This window comes from Enterobacter sp. MGH 16 (genome assembly GCF_000493175.1).
Classification (GTDB): domain Bacteria; phylum Pseudomonadota; class Gammaproteobacteria; order Enterobacterales; family Enterobacteriaceae; genus Enterobacter; species Enterobacter roggenkampii.
Genome location: NZ_KI535695.1, coordinates 733,220 through 749,766 on the forward strand (window position 1 = coordinate 733,220; position 16,547 = coordinate 749,766).

A 16,547-nucleotide genomic window follows, 5' to 3' on the forward strand; every position below is an offset into this window, starting at 1 on the left:
CAAGAGAGAATCACGGTTAAATCCTTCACCGGGGGGCGTGGTCAAATATAAATCTACCGATATCTTCGGCTTAGGCCGAGCACCCCTGGCGATGTAAAGTCTACAACGTAGCTGAAAACTTACAAGTGTGAAGTCCGTCAGGCATATGAAAAAAAAAGTTCCGTATACCGATTATTTAACATTTTTTGAACGAATTTTGTGCAATAAAATTAAGGAGAACCGCACCAGACAAGCCTTGCCGCAATTTTAAGGCCGGGAACTAAAATCCCATCTTGCGGTCAAAAAAAATTCCAGGAAAAATCTTAATTTCACTCAATGATACAAATTTGAGTGAATTTTTAGCCCAGAAAGTTGTCCTCTGCGGTAAGAATCCGATCGAACCGGACGCATAATGAACCCGATCGCATTCCCTTCTTCAGCGGCTTCAGTCAGTCGGAAATGTTCCTCTTCCGTCAATTCTTCCGGTAACCAGCCAATCACCACGCTGTAATTTCCTGTGCGTAACGCGCGGATCATCGACTCAACGGTATCGCAAGGCGAAAGTTGATTAATCTGCATGACCTTGGTCAGCGGAAGGCCTGCGGATTGAACCCACTCGCGACTCAGCTTTTGCTGAGGCGTGAGCCAAAGCTGCCAGCGCGATTGCTGACCGAGCTGTTGTAATAATGGCAGTAAAAGAAGTTGCGTTAACAAGGGCTGGTCTTCACGATAAACCACTTCACTGATAAGCCCTGTGGAAACACGCTCGACGGAATTCTGCGCGACATTGCCTGCAGCAGAAGAGAGAGAGATTGCGCGATTTGCATAGCCTGAAGTGTGCATATTCATTCCAGCCCTGTAGTTACTGTATGGATATACAGTAACCCCTGTATACCCAAAGATCAACCTCATTTTCGGAAAGCGACTCGCAAAATTCATTCAATCTTGATGCCCCTCGAAAAATCATCTTGCTCAACGACGATAAGTTGCCTATTTTCCTGCTAACGGATCCGCTAGTAAGAAATTTCGTTGTTAGCCTATGATTTTGAAGGGAAACATCATGAAAAAGATATCTTATGAACAGATTTATAAATCCCAGGAATACCTCTCTCCGTTGGGCGAGATTCATCATCGCGCGCTGTTTGGCGGTTACACCCTGGCAGTGGATGATGCGGTCTTTGCCATGGTGTCCGATGGCGAACTTTACCTTCGCGCGTGTGAAGAGAGTGCAAAATACTGTGTAAAAAATGCTTCCTCCTTCTTGACGTTGATGAAGCGAGGCCGCCCGGTGCTGCTCAACTACTATCGTGTGGATGACGGATTATGGCAGGACAGGGAGCGGTTGCTTCAGCTCTCCTCGTTTGCACTCAGTGCGGCAAGGAAAGAGCGCTACCAGCGTCATCAACGAACCCGTCTTAAGGATCTGCCGAACCTGACCTTTCAGCTTGAAGTCTTGCTCTATGAAGCCGGTATCACCAATGAAGAAACGCTGCGGGCGCTGGGCGCCAGAGCGAGCTGGCTGAAGATGCGGGCAAAGAATAAAGCACTCAGTATAAAAGTGCTCTTTGCGCTGGAAGGGGCAATCGAAGGGCTGCATGAGGCGGCACTCCCGGCAGGTATCCGCCGGGAGCTGACGGAGTGGTTTAATGCGCTGCCTGAGCCGCAGGAGAGTCGTTCCTCCAGGTAGCGATGTGCTGTTGCAGCCGGCAAATTTCAGGCAGCAGAGCGATAAGCAGGCCTATCTGCTGAAGAACCAGCGGCGCTTTGCTGTCGTTTCCCGGGTCAAGATGCGCAATGCGTTGAGCCAGTTCATCCAGAGCCTGTCGAACGCGCGGTTCATCGGCCGGGCGGTGATGAAGCGCATCATCGACATAGCAGACGGCGTCATCGAGGAGGTTGAGAACCGCCGGGTTAGTGAGCTTCTCGCGGTGGGCCCCCAGCGTCGAAATATAGCTGGTGAAGGTATGGTTCAGGCAGAGCAGGCGGAACGCTGTCTCACGAATCTCAGCCGTGGCGCGCGGCTCCGTTGACATGTTAGAGACAACGGAGGCCAGTTCAGCATCACTGTTGTGCGCGTCGCGACGTGCTATCCGGTAAGCCAGACGGTTATCGCGGCCCTGGTGGTACTGCTCCAGAATTGCGTCAAGGTAACGACAGTTGGCATTCATCGCCCTGTCTACCACGCGCGGCAAATTGCGAAAACGCCAGTCCGGCCAGATAAAGCTGACCGCGGCCCAGGCAATCGCGCAGCCAATCAGCGTATCAATCACGCGTGGCAGGGCGACTTCAAACCCTTCACCCAGCAGATTAAAGCAGAGCAGCACCAGCAGCGTGATGAACATGGTGGCATGGGCGTACTGCACGTTGCGAAACGCGAAAAACAGCACGCCGGTGATCACGATCAGAATCAGCTGCCCTTCGACGGAAGGCACGAAATAAAGCACCGGCAGGCCGATTGCGACGCCGACCAGCGTGCCGATAATACGCAGCGCCAGGCGGTGTCGGGTGGCGTTATAGTTCGGCTGGCAGACGAACAGGCTGGTCAGCAGGATCCAGTAGCCATGATGCAGCCCGGTTATCTGGATAAAGGCATAACCCACGCACAGCACCAGCGACATTCTCACCGCGTGGCGGAAGAGAGCCGACTCCGGGGTAAAGTTGCGGCTCAGGCGTAGCCACATATCGCTAACACTGTGCACGCTGTCATCAGCAAGCTGATTGTCGACCTCACTGCCCGGAAGCGCCATCGCCTGCTCGGACTCAATGGTCGCCAGCTGTGCGTCAATCGCCCGCAGGTTGTTCAGCAGAAAGCCCAGCGCTTTGATGTGTTCCGGTGACGTTCCGCTGGCCTGAACGCGGTCGAGCGCTGCGTCAAGATGGCTAAATACGCGTTCAAAACGTGGATCATGCTGATAGGGTGTGCGCAGCAGAATGGAGCGCGAGAGCTGCTGGCACGCCTGGGACTGCATGGAGAGCAGGCGCTGGAAGCGGAACATCACGTCGCTGTAGCGGAACTTCTCGCGCAGGGCGGCATACTGGACGTGCGAGGAGCTGGCGCGTTCATGAATGTCCTGGGCGGCAAAATAGTAGTGTAAGGTTCTTCGCGTTCCGCGCTGACCGCGATCGCCGCGCAGACGGGTCAGCAGAGAGGCTTTTGTCTGGTTAAGGGTGGCGACCAGTTGACCATTTGCCAGCGCCAGATCGTAGAGCGGCGCCTGGCTTTCTTCCTCGATATCCGGGTCGAACAGCCGGGATTTCAGTTCCAGATAGTGGGCTAGCTGCTCAAAGCTGCGGGCAAGGTTGTCCTGCAGAGGACGAACAGGGAAGATCAGATGACCGGTTAAGGTCAGCAGGTTATACCAGATGGCGCCGAGCAACAGCAGAACCGGCTGCTGGTACCACTGGTCGTAGAGGGATGCGCCCAACATGGTATAGATGGCGATCAGCAGGGCGCCAAACGCGATAGTGGCATAGCGCTGCCCAAGGCCGCCCAGCAAAATAAACCCGCTGGTTGAGAGCGTCAGACCCAGGGCAAACAGCCAGGGCCAGGGGAAAAGTAACTCAACGGACGCTGACGCAATAAAAAAGCAGACGAGCGTGATGACCAGGTTGCGTAAACGCCCGGCCAGACGATCGTCCAGGTCCGCCAGCGCCCCGGCCACGACGCCCAGCGTGAGCGGGATGGTGAGCTTGACGTCATTCAGCCACCAGGGCAGGGCAACCGTGCCGCAAAGTGCGATAAATATCCTGACGTTATAAAGCCAGGTGCTGTTCCAGGTATAACGGCGAAGCAGTGGGCTTAGCATAAACGCGGCCAGTCCTTAGTTACTGAAAACGACGACGCGCATTGGCTTCACGCGCCGCCTGGGCCACTTCGACCGGAACAACCCTGCGCCCGACGGGCCAAAGAGCGATAGCGGCGATCTTAAAGTTCGCGATCCCCACCGGAATACCAATAATCGTGATGCACTGCGCAATACCCGCAAAAATATGCATGATGCAGAGCCACCAGCCGAAGAAAATCAGCCACAGAATGTTAAGCAGGGTACCCCCCGTATTCATCAGGGCGTTTTTGTTCTCCGGATTCAGCTCGTCAACGTGGATGGCTTCATTCCCGTAGGGGACGAAGGAGAGTTTTGTGATTTCCCAGCAGGAGCGAGTCAGGGGGAGCGTAAAAATCAGGACGATGCTCACCAGCGTGGCAAAAAGCCAGGAAAGGGTGGTGGCAAAACCGCCCAGCACAAAATTCAACACATTCAGAACGGTACGCATAAACCCTCACTTCCTTTCGATAAAATTAACGCCCAATGATTGTAACGTTTTTTTAGGCTGGAGCACCTTAAAACTGGCAGTTACACTGTCAGGTAAATTATCTCTTCGTGGATTTGGCGGAACATGGAACTGAAAGCAACGTCGTTAGGCAAACGTCTGGCGCAACACCCTTACGACCGGGTGGTTCTCCTCAATGCCGGGGTAAAAGTCTCTGGAGAACGCCACGAATACCTTATTCCGTTTAATCAGCTTCTGGCTATCCACTGCAAACGCGGGCTGGTGTGGGGCGAACTCGAGTTCGTACTGCCTGACGATAAAGTCGTGCGTCTTCACGGCACCGAGTGGGCAGAAACCCAGCGTTTCCATCATCACCTGAACGCGCTCTGGCAGCAGTGGAGTCAGGATATGAGCGTGATTGCCGCCGGAGTGCTTCAAAAGGTGCTGGACGATATCGCGCAAAGCAACGCGCAGCATTCGTGGCTCACCCGTCAGCAGACCGCCGGGCTACAGCAAAAAATCCGGCAGGCACTCTCGGCGCTGCCGTTATCCGTGGCGCGTCTTGAGGAGTTTGACAATTGTCGCGACGCCTGGCGCCAGTGCCAGGCCTGGCTGAATGATAAGGATAAGAGCCGACTCGCCCATAACCAGGCCTGGACGGACGCCATGCTCACCCAATACGCCGACTTTTTCAGTACGGTGGAGTCCTCTCCGCTTAATCCGGCTCAGGCGCGCGCGGTGGTCAACGGCGAGCAGTCGCTGCTGGTTCTTGCGGGGGCCGGTAGCGGTAAAACGTCGGTGCTGGTCGCGCGTGCCGGCTGGCTGCTGACGACCGGGGAAGCGGTCGCCGATCAAATTCTGCTTCTGGCCTTTGGCCGCAAGGCGGCCCAGGAGATGGACGAACGGATCCAGGAACGTCTGCATACCCGGGATATCACGGCCAGAACCTTCCATGCCCTTGCCCTGCATATTATTCAGCAGGGCAGTAAAAAAGTGCCTGCTATCAGTAAGCTGGAAAACGACGCGCAGGCGCGCCAGGCGCTGTTTATCAAAACGTGGCGCCAGCAGTGCAGTGAGAAAAAGGCGCAGGCGAAAGGGTGGCGCCAGTGGCTCGAGGAGGAGCTCGACTGGGACGTGCCGGAGGGCAGCTTCTGGCAGGATGACAAACTGGCGCGTCGGCTGGGTTCACGGCTTGACCGCTGGGTCAGCCTGATGCGAATGCACGGCGGAACGCAGGCAGAGATGATTGAAAGCGCGCCGGAGGCGATCCGCGATCTGTTTTCGAAGCGGGTCAAGCTGATGGCGCCGCTGCTGAAGGCCTGGAAAACCGCGCTGAAAGCGGAAAATGCCGTCGATTTTTCCGGCCTAATCCACCAGGCCATCATCATTCTTGAGAAGGGGCGCTTTGTCAGCCCGTGGAAACATATTCTGGTGGATGAGTTTCAGGACATATCTCCGCAGCGCGCAGCGCTGCTTTCGGCGCTACGGGCGCAAAATAAGCATACTTCGCTGTTTGCGGTGGGTGACGACTGGCAGGCCATCTATCGCTTCAGCGGGGCGCAGCTTTCGCTGACGACCGCATTCCACGACTATTTTGGCGAAGGCGATCGCAGCGATCTGGACACCACCTACCGCTTCAATTCACGGATTGGTGAAATCGCCAACCGCTTTATCCAGCAGAACCCGCATCAGCTGGCAAAGCCGCTCAATAGCCTGCGGGCAGGGGATAAAAAAGCCGTGACCCTGCTGGCGGAAGACCAGCTGGAACCGCTGCTGGACAAGCTCAGCGGCTACGCGAAGCCTGATGAACGTATCCTGGTGCTGGCACGATACCATCACCTCAAACCCGAGGCGCTGGAAAAGGCGGCCACCCGCTGGCCGAAGCTGCAGCTTGAATTTATGACGATTCACGCCAGCAAAGGGCAGCAGGCCGACTATGTGATTGTCATGGGGCTGAAAGAGGGGAGCGACGGTTTCCCGGCCCCGGCCCGCGAGTCGGTCATGGAGCAGGCCCTGCTGCCGGTGCCGGAAGACTTTCCGGATGCCGAAGAGCGGCGTTTGCTGTATGTGGCGATGACCCGCGCGCGCCATCGCGTGTGGCTGCTGTTCAATAAAGAGGATCCATCCGTGTTTGTCGATATTTTGAAGAGTATTGATGTGCCGGTGGCGAGGAAGCCATAACGACGAAGGGTAAGGATGGGTAGGCCGGGTAAGGCGTAGCCGCCACCCGGCAAAAAAAGCTACTTCAATCTCTCTGAAAGATAACGCTGATAGTCCGGAATAAGGATATCTACCGGCGAGTTAAACTGCGGCGATTCGATGATGAAATCCGCCGTCGAGAGGTTTGTCGCCACCGGAATATTCCACACCGTCGCCAGGCGCAGCAGGGCCTTGACGTCCGGGTCGTGCGGAACCGCGTTTAGCGGGTCCCAGAAGAAGATCAGCACATCAATTTTCCCTTCGGAAATCTGTGCGCCGACCTGCTGATCGCCGCCCATCGGGCCGCTCAGCATGGCGTTTACCTCCAGACCCGTTTCGCGCTGGATCAGGTTACCGGTGGTGCCGGTCGCCGACAGGGCGTGCTTTTCCAGCAAAGACTGATGGCGGCGAACCCAGTTAAGCAGCATTTGTTTACAGTGATCGTGCGCTACCAGAGCAATGTGTTTGCGTTCCGGGAGCGTGCGTGTTGTCAGTTCCATAATCATATCCATCAGGTTAACTGCCTACACGATGACGGGAACCGTCTAACGCTGCAAGAGAAAGGCGTAAAAAATGTGGCTTATGATGAAGGTTGTTGTTTTGCCCATTGTAAAAACCGGGCCCGCGTGTCGGCATCGGCCTGCTGGAACCAGAATTTAAGGCGCTGTTCCGTCAGGGCCTGGGACTGGGGTGGAATGACGTCCAGTTCAGAGACGCCGGAAAGCAGCGTACTGTCGTCGGCCATCATGGTGGCAAACTGAGGAAGCGACGCGCGTTTACCGGCTTTGTTATAGGTCTGCGTCGCGGCCTCGTAGTCCGGACCTTTCGGTGAAGTCGTCAGCGCCAGAATATCCAGCTTCGCCGGAATCGGCATCGCATCCCCGTCCAGCAGTTCAATGCGGGGAGACGCGTCGAAGGCCGCTGATTCCTTCTCCGTTTCAAGGCGTGGCAGGGTAATATTCACCTGACTGATTTGTCGGGTATTAAAGCTGACGATCAGCGGCGGGGAGATGTACATCCGTTGCTCGTGATTGGCCAGACCGATCGATTTTTCTACTCGGAATACCAGCTGATGCGGTCCGTTATCCAGCTCGATACTGTCCGCACCGCGCAATAACGAACTGGAGACCTTTTTTCCGTCCAGTACCAGGAGATCAATATCGGTAGAGAGCCGGAGCGTGGTCGCAAAAACGCAGACCGGCATCACTAACGCAATCAGAGCAGTGGCAATACCGGTTTTCATAGAAGGCTCCCGTCAGAAATCCTGTCGCCGCATTAATGTATCTAAATTTTTCGATAATCACGTTTACTAACATATAGACATATTTGGCCGTTTTGCCCTCATGCATCGGTATGGGATGGATGGTTGAGATGTGCGGTTTGGCGTACACTTTTAAAAAAGCCAGGAGAAAAACCATGAAAGAGAACGATATTGCCGAGATTCTGACATCCACGCGTACCATTGCGCTGGTGGGCGCGAGCGATAAACCCGATCGTCCCAGCTATCGGGTGATGAAATACCTTCTCGATCAGGGCTATCACGTCATCCCGGTCTCGCCAAAAGTGGCCGGGAAAACCTTACTGGGCCAGCAGGGTTATGCCACGCTCGCTGACGTGCCGGAAAAAATTGATATGGTCGATGTCTTCCGTAATTCCGAGGCGGCGTGGGAAGTGGCGCAGGACGCTATCGCCGTCGGGGCGAAAACGCTGTGGATGCAGCTGGGCGTGATTAACGAGCAGGCTGCCGTGCTGGCGCGGGATGCGGGGCTGAACGTCGTCATGGATCGCTGTCCGGCGATTGACATCCCCCGTCTGGGGCTGGCGAAGTAATAAAAAAAGCCCGTTCATCGGGCTTTTTTTACACGCTTAGTTCCGCAGGCGCGGAGCCTGTAACTGTTTGCGGATAGTCTGAGCAAGTTCATCCATAGTGGGTTGCTCCGGATGCTCTTCCTGCAGCTCGCTGCTTAGCTGCGCTTCGGCAAGGTAGGTGTGGACGGGTTGCCCGTCGTCACCTTCCATCACCACATGGTACCAGGGTGCAGCGCGAAGCTCTGCGTTCACCGCCAGCTCGTCTGCTGACGGCTCATCAAGGGAATACTCCGGGTCGATATCCACGACCACACCCAAATACCCGAGCAAAGTGTGGCGGACCTGCTGGCCGATACCGAATTTGCTGGCAATCATAGTCACCTCCCGGGAAATACGACTTACACGTTATGTGCGGGCAATATTTCTCTTTTCAAGTTACATGACGCGACAGGCAAACCCTTTCAGATACAGTCCTTCCGGGTAGGTAGCAATCACGGGGTGATCGGCTGCCTGACGGAACTGCTCTATAAATTGTACATCACGACCAGCATCTATTGCGGCATCAGCGATGATTTTCTGAAATAAATCTGTGGTCATCAGGCCGGAGCAGGAGAAGGTGAGCAAAACTCCGCCCGGATTCAGCAGCTGGATAGCCAGCATGTTGATATCTTTATATCCGCGGCAGGCGCCCATCAGTTGGCTTTTGTTCTCCACAAACTTTGGCGGATCCATCACGATGACGTCGAACTTCTCGCCCTGATCGCGGTATTTACGCAGCAGCTTGAAGACGTCGTCGCGTATAAATTCGGCTTTGCTCAAGTCCAGTTTGTTCAGCTCGACGTTCTGTTTTGCCACGTCCAGCGCTTCCTGCGAGGTATCCACGCTAACCACCTGGGCACAGCCGCCCATCAGCGCCGAAACGGCAAACCCACCGGTGTAGGAGAAGCAGTTGAGCACGCGTTTGTCGGCAACGTACTGACGCGTCGCGAGACGGCTGTCGCGCTGGTCAAGGTAGTAACCCGTTTTGTGCCCGCCCTGAATATCCACCAGCAGCTTCATGCCGTGCTCTTCAATTGGCAGCAGGGCAGGCGGCAGTTCACCCGTGACCGGCCCCTGAGTCAGCTCCATGCCTTCTTTTTTGCGCACCGCCACATCGCTGCGGTCGTAAATGGCGCACTGCGGGAACTGCGTTTGCAGGGCGCTAATCAGCGCAGCGCGCTGGTATTCCGCCCCGGCGCTCAGGAGCTGCAGCACCAGGAAGTTACCGAAGCGATCGATGGTCACGCCCGGCAGGCCGTCAGATTCACCGGCAATCAGGCGGTAGCTGTCCAGCCCGTCGCGTTTAGCCAGCCAGTCGCGCCACTGCTGCGCCTGCTGCAGACGACGCACGAAGAAGTCGATGTCAATGGTTTCGTCTTTATCGAAGGTCCAGACGCGCGCGCGGATCTGGGAGGCTGGCGAGTAGGCGCCTCGCGCTAACCATTTCCCCTGGTGGTCCACGATATCAATGGTTTCACCGAGGCTGGCTTTGCCTTCCATACGGGCAACCGCGCCGGAAAAGACCCAGGGATGACGGCGCAGTAAGGATTTCTCGCGCCCTTTGGCTAACACTAAACGTACACTCATAATTTGCTGTTCTGTCGATTTCAGGGAAATGGCGCGTAGAGTAGCACATTCAGCAAGGCGCAATCATCTGCGGATGCCGTTGAGCGTTTCGGCACAAAATCAAATCGCTTAAGCACATTACGGCACTGCGGCGGGATATACAGTGGGATTCCGGTTCAGCAAAGGAAATACCCATGAAAAAGCGCAGTGTCATCACAATAGCCGCTCTGACGGCAATGAGTTTTCAGGTTTTAGCCGCAACGCCTTTCAGCATGACCAGCCGGGATATTTCCGGCGACCGGCGGTTAGCGCCACAGCAGGTGTTTGAGGGATTTGGCTGCCACGGTGGTAACCAGTCCCCGCAGCTGGCGTGGACAAATCCGCCCACGGGTGCGAAAAGTTTTGCCATTACGGTCTATGACCCGGATGCGCCTACCGGCAGCGGCTGGTGGCACTGGACAGTAGCCAACATTCCCGTGAAGACAGTGACGCTGCCCGCTGATGCCGGTAACCCAAATGGCGAAAAATTACCTGCTGGCGCTGTGCAGGGGCGTAATGATTTCGGTTATTCTGGATTCGGCGGCGCATGTCCGCCCGCAGGCGATAAGCCTCACCGCTATCAGATGACCGTCTGGGCGCTGGACGTGGATACCCTGCCCATCGACAACAATGCGAGCGGCGCGCTGGTCGGCTTTATGCTCAATAGTCACGTTCTGGCAAAGGCTCAGTTAACCGCAACCTACAGCAGATAAGGATGAACCGGTGCAGGAGTTCCATTTTCGACATAAACATCTCACGGCGGGTGAAGTGAGTGCCAGCAAAATGCATCGCCTGCACCAGGTTAAGCTCTTTTTCCCGGCGATTTGCCATATCACTCACGGCAGCAAGGTGATTGTGCAGGACGATAACCGCCTGGTGGCCACCCGGGATGAACTCATCATTATCCCTGCCAATACGGCAATGGAGATCATCAATCAGCCTGCAAACGGCCTGTTTCACTCGGACTTGCTGATGTTATCGCCGGAAATCGTTGCCGAGTTTAAAGCGCATTACCTGAAATCCTGGCCGCGCACGACGCTGCATTCGCTCTGCGCTCCGCTGAGCGAGGGGCTGGCGTTTATGTGGGATAACCTGCTGCACGCCGTGCGTCAGGAGTTACCGGAGGCGCTGCAAAAACATCAGGCCTTCGGTCTGTTGCTGGCATTGCTGCATGACGGCGTGGCAGGTCCGCTGCTTATCGAGCGAAGCAATAACCTGACCGAGCAGGTGCGACAGTTCATTATGCTGTCGCCCGCCAGAGCCTGGACCGCGCAGGACGTCGCCAGCCGTCTGGCCCTGAGCGTGCCGACGCTGCGCAGACGGTTACGCGAGGAGTCACAGAGTTTTCGCCAGATTGTCGAGGAGGTGAGGATGGCCGTGGCTTTGTCACAGTTACAGTCAACCCGATTACCGATCGGCGAAATCGCATTACAATGTGGGTATCTGTCCAGCTCTCGTTTCACCGCCCGTTTCCGGCAGCACTACGGTTGTTTGCCGAAAACGCTACGTTAAGGAGAAGAAGAATGTCTAAAGTCTGCACTATTGCCTGGGTTCACGGCGTCGTTCAGGGCGTGGGTTTCCGCTACAGTACCCAGCGCGAAGCGATTGAGCTTGGGCTAACGGGATACGCGCGCAACATGGATGACGGCAGCGTTGAGGTGGTCGCCTGTGGCGAAGCAGAGCAGGTTGACAAGCTGGTGGCGTGGCTGAAAGCGGGTGGGCCGCGCAGCGCGCGGGTTGATAAGGTCTTAACGGAACCCCATCAACCGGGGCGCGAATACGTCAACTTCGGTATTCGGTATTAAATACACTTCACCGGCTTAGGCAGGCCGGCAATTTTGGTGGCCTGTTTTGCCGGACCTTTCGGGAACAGACGATAGAGATAGCGGCTGTTGCCTTTCTCTTCACCGAACTTATTGGCCATCGCCTTGACCAGCATGCGGATGGCCGGAGAGGTGTTGAATTCAAGGTAAAACTCGCGGACAAAACGCACCACCTCCCAGTGTTCGGGGGAGAGGGTAATGCCTTCGTTTTCCGCAATTTTCTCCGCCAGCGGTTCGCTCCAGAGCGTTGTATCTTTCAGATAGCCTTCGCTATCGGTCTCAATTTCCTGGCCTGCAAAAATGAACATAATCTTCTGTCGTAGGTGAAAAATCGGCAACAGTGTAGCAAAAAAGCGGGCTCAGGATAAACCGTGACCTACAGGAGCAGCTGAAGCAGATTGTTGGCATTGAGCTTCTTCAGCGCGTTGCATTTATGGGTTGAAACCTGTTTCTCCGACATGTGCGTCACGATGGCAATGTGGCGGACCGGCAACCCGGTCAGCATCAGATCGAGCACGTTGAATTCAGGTACGGTCAGGCAGCAGTCCAGGCTTCGAACGCGACGCGGCTCTTTTGCCAGCAAATACGCCGCATCGGCAACGGCGATCCGGTCGTCGATGATATAAAGCGTTAGCGTACTGAAACGCTTGCGTAAATGCGTCGCCAGCGCCCACCCCTTTTCGTTGCAGACCAGATAAAGACTGCCTTTCCAGCGGGCGGCTTCCAGCCTGAGCAAAATATTGATCAGCGCCTGATGCGTCGCCGCCACGGAAAAACGGCAGCGGACGACAATCACGCGGCGGGTAAGCAGCGTTGGCTGCCATTGTACGGTATCGCTCTGGACCTCTAACTGAACGCCCCGACGCAGCAGCGCATAGCGCAGTCCTTCGGCGTAAAATCGATTATTGTCGAGAATGGCGTAACTCACGGTGACCTCGTTATAACGTGCTGGGCGTATAGATGACGCGCAGCGTGCCGGTATAGTCGCCCGCGTTTTTGCTGCTGGCGGCGAACGCGGGGGTTTTCAGGATAATTGGCGCAGGAATGCACAGTACGCTCTCGCGTCCGCCGGGCAGCACGACCTGACGCAGATACTGCGGATCGTTAGTGCCTTGCCAGACTACGGTTTTACCGTTCGCGGCGGTTTCGGTTGCGCCTGTGACGGGATGGGTAACGGAGACCTGATAGTCGAGACGGTCCCGCGCATCCGTCTGGCTTCCACCGCGCCGCCGGATAGAAAACGCGCCTTCGGCACGTCCCGCTGAGGGAAGCCCGTCATCTTCAAAACGAAGATAGGCGCGGGTGCTGGTGCTGTTTTTGCCGTCGTACAGGCACATATCCAGCGTGTTTTCCCCCTTGATCTCGCTGCCCCCGGGGCGCCCCGGGAAGTTGGTCAGGTTGAGGTTAACGATGGGCGTGGAGTGCGGAAAGGCTGGCAGATAAATCTGCTGGTTTCCCGGGTCGACCACCTCAATGCGAATATTTGCCTGCCATTTGGCGATGGTGAGATAGCCAGGACAGCCGACATTCACGTCATTGAAGTTGCCGCCGCAGTCGGCGCTTCCCCACTGGCGCAGGTTCTGCTTCAGCGTGGCGGTCCAGATCCCCGGCAGGGCGAGCTTATCCAGTTCGCTTTTCACGATATAGAAATCGAAGTAGGGCTCTCTGTTCCAGTTAGCAATTTCCGTCGTCCCTCCCGTGACAAAGCTGGCAAAGGTGAACACTTTATTGTTGATAAACATGTAGTGATCGCCATACACCTTGATATTCACCGTCTTGCCGGTAAGGGAATGGGTAAACGCTAAATTGATGGCATAAGGCGCGGCCGGGTTCGCCGAGAACCAGACCGGTGAGTTCATGCAGGCGCCGTTCGTGGTATCGGTACGGGACTGACAGGTCAGGGTATTGCGCCCCCACTTTTGCGGATCGGCGGCGTCAAAGCCGCCCGATTCATGAAACCAGATGTCAAAACGCGCGGGCGGCGCGGTGCGATCGAAGCTGATCCCTACGCTGGTATTTCGTCCCGCGGGAGAGCCTGCCAGCGTCTGGCTGGCCCACAGGCTTAAGAACAGAAAAATAAAGAGGCACTTAATCACATCATTTCCCTTTAGTGAGGCTATCGGTGTTCATGGCAGTCGGTCCAGCAGGGACCGACCGTCCGGCCAGCATCAGCTGTGCCTGCTGCTGGACGGCATCTGGCAGGGCGGAGAAGGTTAACTCCTTACAGGGGATCGACCCGACGTAACGCACCACGTCGCGCATACTCTTCACGTTCAGCGCACACTGATAAAACTGCTGCTGACGCACCAGGTAGAGGTGATGCAGCAGGGCGTCGCTTTGGGCGCTAAACCCGCCGTTGCCAAGGTCGCTCCAGCCGTTCACGTTCAGCGGCACGCCGCCGATAAACGGCGAATGACGCTCGTCGGTTAACTGGCCGAGCCAGGTGTAGCTTGCGGTGGTTTGCACGTCCCGGCGCAGCAGTTTGCCAGGCACCATAAACAGCGTTCTGCTGCCCGATCCTTGCGTGATTTCACTGCTGGCTCCTCGTGAGACATCCAGCGATTCGTTAACCGTCAACGTTGTCTGCTGATAGCCCGGCACCGCGAAGAGGGCGCGGCTATTGCCTGGAATATCGGCACTGCCGCCGTTATCCAGCGACACGGCGACGCGCGGATCCTGAGCATCTTCCGGCGTGGTCACGTTCACCGCGACGGCGGAAGCAGGGCGACCGTCACTCCAGCGGCCCAGCCACAGGCCAGAGCGGGACAGCGCAAACGTCGAGCTGTAGTTGCCGCTGCTGCTCAGCGTATGGCGACGATCCTGACGATCCCAGGCGTCGCTGACGGTCAGACTCCCGTTGCCATATCGTCCGCCCTGGCGCGTATAGGCTGAGGTATTCAGCGAGTCGCTGTTAATGCCCGACGCGCTGAGGCCGTACTCATTTTCGCCGCGGGCATCGGCATACCAGTTATGCGCCACGTTGTAGCTCAGCTGGTTTTTTTCACGTTGCTGGTGCTGCCATGTCGCGCCCAGAGAGGTGTAGCTTGACGCATCGCCCTGGCGGTTATGCGCCATGGACAGGCTCACGCTCAGGTAGCCGCCTTTATCCCTGCCTTCCCGGGCGTCATCGTTACGCATGAACAGGTTAATGCTGCTGTTAATATTCAGGCCATGGGTGCTGAAGGCATTGCTCAGGCCAGCCTGCCAGGCCCGCGTGCGCGAGCGGGTCATATAGACCGATTCCCACGGCAAACCCGCATCGTGGCGATCGTCACTGTCCGGCAGCTCCCGGCGTGAAACGTACCGGCCTTCGTTGCGGTTATCCGAATACCCCAGGCTCGCATACCAGGCGCCGACCGGGACGGAGAACATCACCGAGAGGGTGCGATAACAGCCGTTCACGGCGTCAAATCCCGCGCTTTGGGTGTTGCAGTTTTCAGCGGATAACGCGTTGCGATAGACGCTCAAAGAAAAACCGTCGTTGTAGCTGATTTGCTGAATATTGCCGCGCTGGCCTTCGCTGCCGTAGAGGTAGCTAAACCGGGTACTCAGCACGCCATCGATCGGGCCCGCGTTGAAGCCCCGGCTCCAGTCGAGCGCGTTCTCCAGGAAACGCTGGTTTTTCTTGAACGTTGCGCCGCTGGTCAGCGCCAGCGTCGGGGTGACGGGCAGACGAATGCCCGCCTGCGCAACCGCGCGGCGCTCTTCGTTTTGATCGCTATTATCGGTTTCACCCGCCTGAAGGAACCACTCGATGCGGTCGAATGGCGTAATGCCGGTTCGGGTAAACGGCACCTGCTCGGTGCGCGTCAGCCGGTTATTTTCATAGATGGAGAGCGTCACGGTGTAGCTCCCGTCCGGGAACGATCGCGTGTCCAGGGTTTGCGCCCCGGCATTCAGATAGAAGCTCGCCAGCAGCTGATTGCCCCGGCGGGCGTCGATACGCGCGTCATGGGAAAGCAGCACGGTAACAGGGGTTCCCTTCGACTGCTGAACCGGGTTCATCCACGCCCGTGTTGAACCCGTGCGCAGGCCGCGAATTTTGCCCAGCGGCAGCTGGCTGAGGGTGATATTTCCGCCAGCGTTACTGAACAGATCGCGGGTATCCATCTCGCCTGCCTGGACGTAGTACTGACGCAGGATATCCTGGCGGAACCAGGCGTTGTTGACGGTGACCTCCTGCTGCTGCTGGTGCCGTGAACGCTGCCCCAGCCAGGTCCAGTCGAGATTCACATAGCCGTCCTGGGTGAGCGCCAGCGCGCCGTTGCCCTGCACGGTGGCCGACTGATAATCCCTGTCGGCAACGAAGTTAATGTTTTGTTGATGGATCAGCGCATTTTCGGTGCCGTGCGTGGGCTGATACCATGCGTTCTCTGCCGTCTGCTTAGGCAGAAATTTCTTGTCCAGGAACAGGTTAATGCGGGCGTTATTCTCGTCATAAATAATGGCCGCGCGATCGGTATCGATGTAATCGCAGCCCGCTGCGGAGCCGTTGCTGCTGCAGGCCAGGTTGCCGTTACGGGCAAGCGGAACGGCCAGCGCGGCAGAGACGGTGGCAACGAGGGATGGGGCGTCATTAAACCGGCGTTTGATGGCCGCTACCACGGTCTCAGGTGCGACAAAGCTCACCGTTTCAAGCGTGATATCCGTTTCAAAAAGGCCCAGCGATTCGCCGTAGAGGTTCACCTCTGTCCACAGGCGCTGCGTCTTTGCCAGATCTTCAAAACCTGGTGGGACGGCCAGCCCGGCGCAGGCGAGTTGGATGGAAGCGGGTAACAAAGCAACAAAGAGGAGAGTATTTCTGTGAAACGCCATGAACGAGCC

Annotated in this window: 17 protein-coding genes; 6 read left to right on the plus strand and 11 right to left on the minus strand. The window is 56.6% G+C overall.

Translation table 11 applies throughout. The features are described 5' to 3' along the window. Positions 1–312: 312 nt before the first annotated feature. A complete protein-coding gene (gene sulA, locus L362_RS19305; RefSeq protein ID WP_032637628.1) occupies positions 313–822 on the minus strand; it encodes an SOS-induced cell division inhibitor SulA in 510 nt (169 codons plus the stop codon). 217 nt (positions 823–1,039) lie between these two features. On the opposite strand from sulA, the gene L362_RS19300 reads away from it, so the two are divergent. Continuing rightward, a complete protein-coding gene (locus tag L362_RS19300) occupies positions 1,040–1,666 on the plus strand; it encodes a TfoX/Sxy family DNA transformation protein (protein WP_023343699.1) in 627 nt (208 codons plus the stop codon). On the opposite strand, the gene yccS is transcribed toward L362_RS19300, so the two are convergent. Together yccS and L362_RS19290 are read right to left on the minus strand one after the other, a co-directional pair. After that, entirely contained in the window at positions 1,623–3,785 is a 2,163-nt protein-coding gene (gene yccS / locus L362_RS19295) for a YccS family putative transporter (RefSeq protein ID WP_023343700.1), read from the minus strand. The genes L362_RS19300 and yccS overlap by 44 nt on opposite strands. Before the next feature lie 19 nt (positions 3,786–3,804). Further along, positions 3,805–4,251 (minus strand): YccF domain-containing protein, encoded by a 447-nt coding sequence (locus L362_RS19290; RefSeq protein ID WP_023343701.1) that lies wholly within the window; start codon positions 4,249–4,251, stop codon positions 3,805–3,807. Between the two features lie 123 nt (positions 4,252–4,374). Here L362_RS19290 and helD point away from each other — a divergent pair, with 123 nt between their 5' ends. Further along, positions 4,375–6,429 (plus strand): DNA helicase IV, encoded by a 2,055-nt coding sequence (gene helD, locus L362_RS19285; protein WP_023343702.1) that lies wholly within the window; start codon positions 4,375–4,377, stop codon positions 6,427–6,429. A 59-nt stretch (positions 6,430–6,488) separates the two neighbouring features. Here the strand turns inward: helD and mgsA are convergent, their stop codons facing one another. Continuing rightward, positions 6,489–6,947, minus strand: a complete 459-nt coding sequence (gene mgsA, locus L362_RS19280; RefSeq protein WP_008499922.1) for a methylglyoxal synthase — start codon at positions 6,945–6,947, stop codon at positions 6,489–6,491. An 80-nt stretch (positions 6,948–7,027) separates the two neighbouring features. Beyond that, positions 7,028–7,690 carry a curli synthesis inhibitor gene (locus L362_RS19275; RefSeq protein ID WP_008499921.1) on the minus strand — a complete coding sequence of 221 codons (663 nt, stop codon included), beginning with the start codon at positions 7,688–7,690 and terminating at the stop codon, positions 7,028–7,030. Positions 7,691–7,863: 173 nt separating this feature from the next. Between L362_RS19275 and L362_RS19270 the strand changes: the two genes are divergently transcribed. Then, positions 7,864–8,277, plus strand: coding sequence for a CoA-binding protein (locus tag L362_RS19270; RefSeq protein ID WP_008499920.1), 414 nt, complete (start codon positions 7,864–7,866; stop codon positions 8,275–8,277). 36 nt (positions 8,278–8,313) lie between these two features. Here the strand turns inward: L362_RS19270 and hspQ are convergent, their stop codons facing one another. Beyond that, entirely contained in the window at positions 8,314–8,631 is a 318-nt protein-coding gene (gene hspQ / locus L362_RS19265; RefSeq protein ID WP_008499919.1) for a heat shock protein HspQ, read from the minus strand. Positions 8,632–8,691: 60 nt separating this feature from the next. Continuing rightward, positions 8,692–9,882 (minus strand): 23S rRNA (cytosine(1962)-C(5))-methyltransferase RlmI, encoded by a 1,191-nt coding sequence (gene rlmI / locus L362_RS19260; RefSeq protein WP_023343703.1) that lies wholly within the window; start codon positions 9,880–9,882, stop codon positions 8,692–8,694. A gap of 173 nt (positions 9,883–10,055) precedes the next feature. On the opposite strand from rlmI, the gene L362_RS19255 reads away from it, so the two are divergent. The 3 genes from L362_RS19255 to yccX are packed head-to-tail and all read left to right on the plus strand — an operon-like array spanning position 10,056 to position 11,705. Continuing rightward, entirely contained in the window at positions 10,056–10,613 is a 558-nt protein-coding gene (locus L362_RS19255; RefSeq protein ID WP_023343704.1) for a kinase inhibitor, read from the plus strand. A gap of 10 nt (positions 10,614–10,623) precedes the next feature. Continuing rightward, a complete protein-coding gene (locus tag L362_RS19250) occupies positions 10,624–11,412 on the plus strand; it encodes an AraC family transcriptional regulator (protein ID WP_021240851.1) in 789 nt (262 codons plus the stop codon). 11 nt (positions 11,413–11,423) lie between these two features. After that, positions 11,424–11,705 (plus strand): acylphosphatase, encoded by a 282-nt coding sequence (gene yccX / locus L362_RS19245; protein WP_008499914.1) that lies wholly within the window; start codon positions 11,424–11,426, stop codon positions 11,703–11,705. Here the strand turns inward: yccX and tusE are convergent. The 4 genes from tusE to L362_RS19225 form a co-directional block, all read right to left on the minus strand. Then, positions 11,702–12,031, minus strand: a complete 330-nt coding sequence (gene tusE / locus L362_RS19240; protein ID WP_008499913.1) for a sulfurtransferase TusE — start codon at positions 12,029–12,031, stop codon at positions 11,702–11,704. The genes yccX and tusE overlap by 4 nt on opposite strands. A 68-nt stretch (positions 12,032–12,099) precedes the next feature. Then, positions 12,100–12,651, minus strand: coding sequence for a LuxR C-terminal-related transcriptional regulator (locus tag L362_RS19235; RefSeq protein WP_008499912.1), 552 nt, complete (start codon positions 12,649–12,651; stop codon positions 12,100–12,102). Between the two features lie 10 nt (positions 12,652–12,661). Further along, positions 12,662–13,819: a CfaE/CblD family pilus tip adhesin gene (locus tag L362_RS19230; protein ID WP_023343705.1), complete on the minus strand. Its 1,158-nt coding sequence runs from the start codon at positions 13,817–13,819 to the stop codon at positions 12,662–12,664. Between the two features lies 1 nt (position 13,820). Further along, on the minus strand, positions 13,821–16,538 hold the full coding sequence (locus tag L362_RS19225) for a TcfC E-set like domain-containing protein (protein ID WP_023343706.1): 2,718 nt from the start codon (positions 16,536–16,538) through the stop codon (positions 13,821–13,823). Positions 16,539–16,547 lie beyond the last annotated feature (9 nt).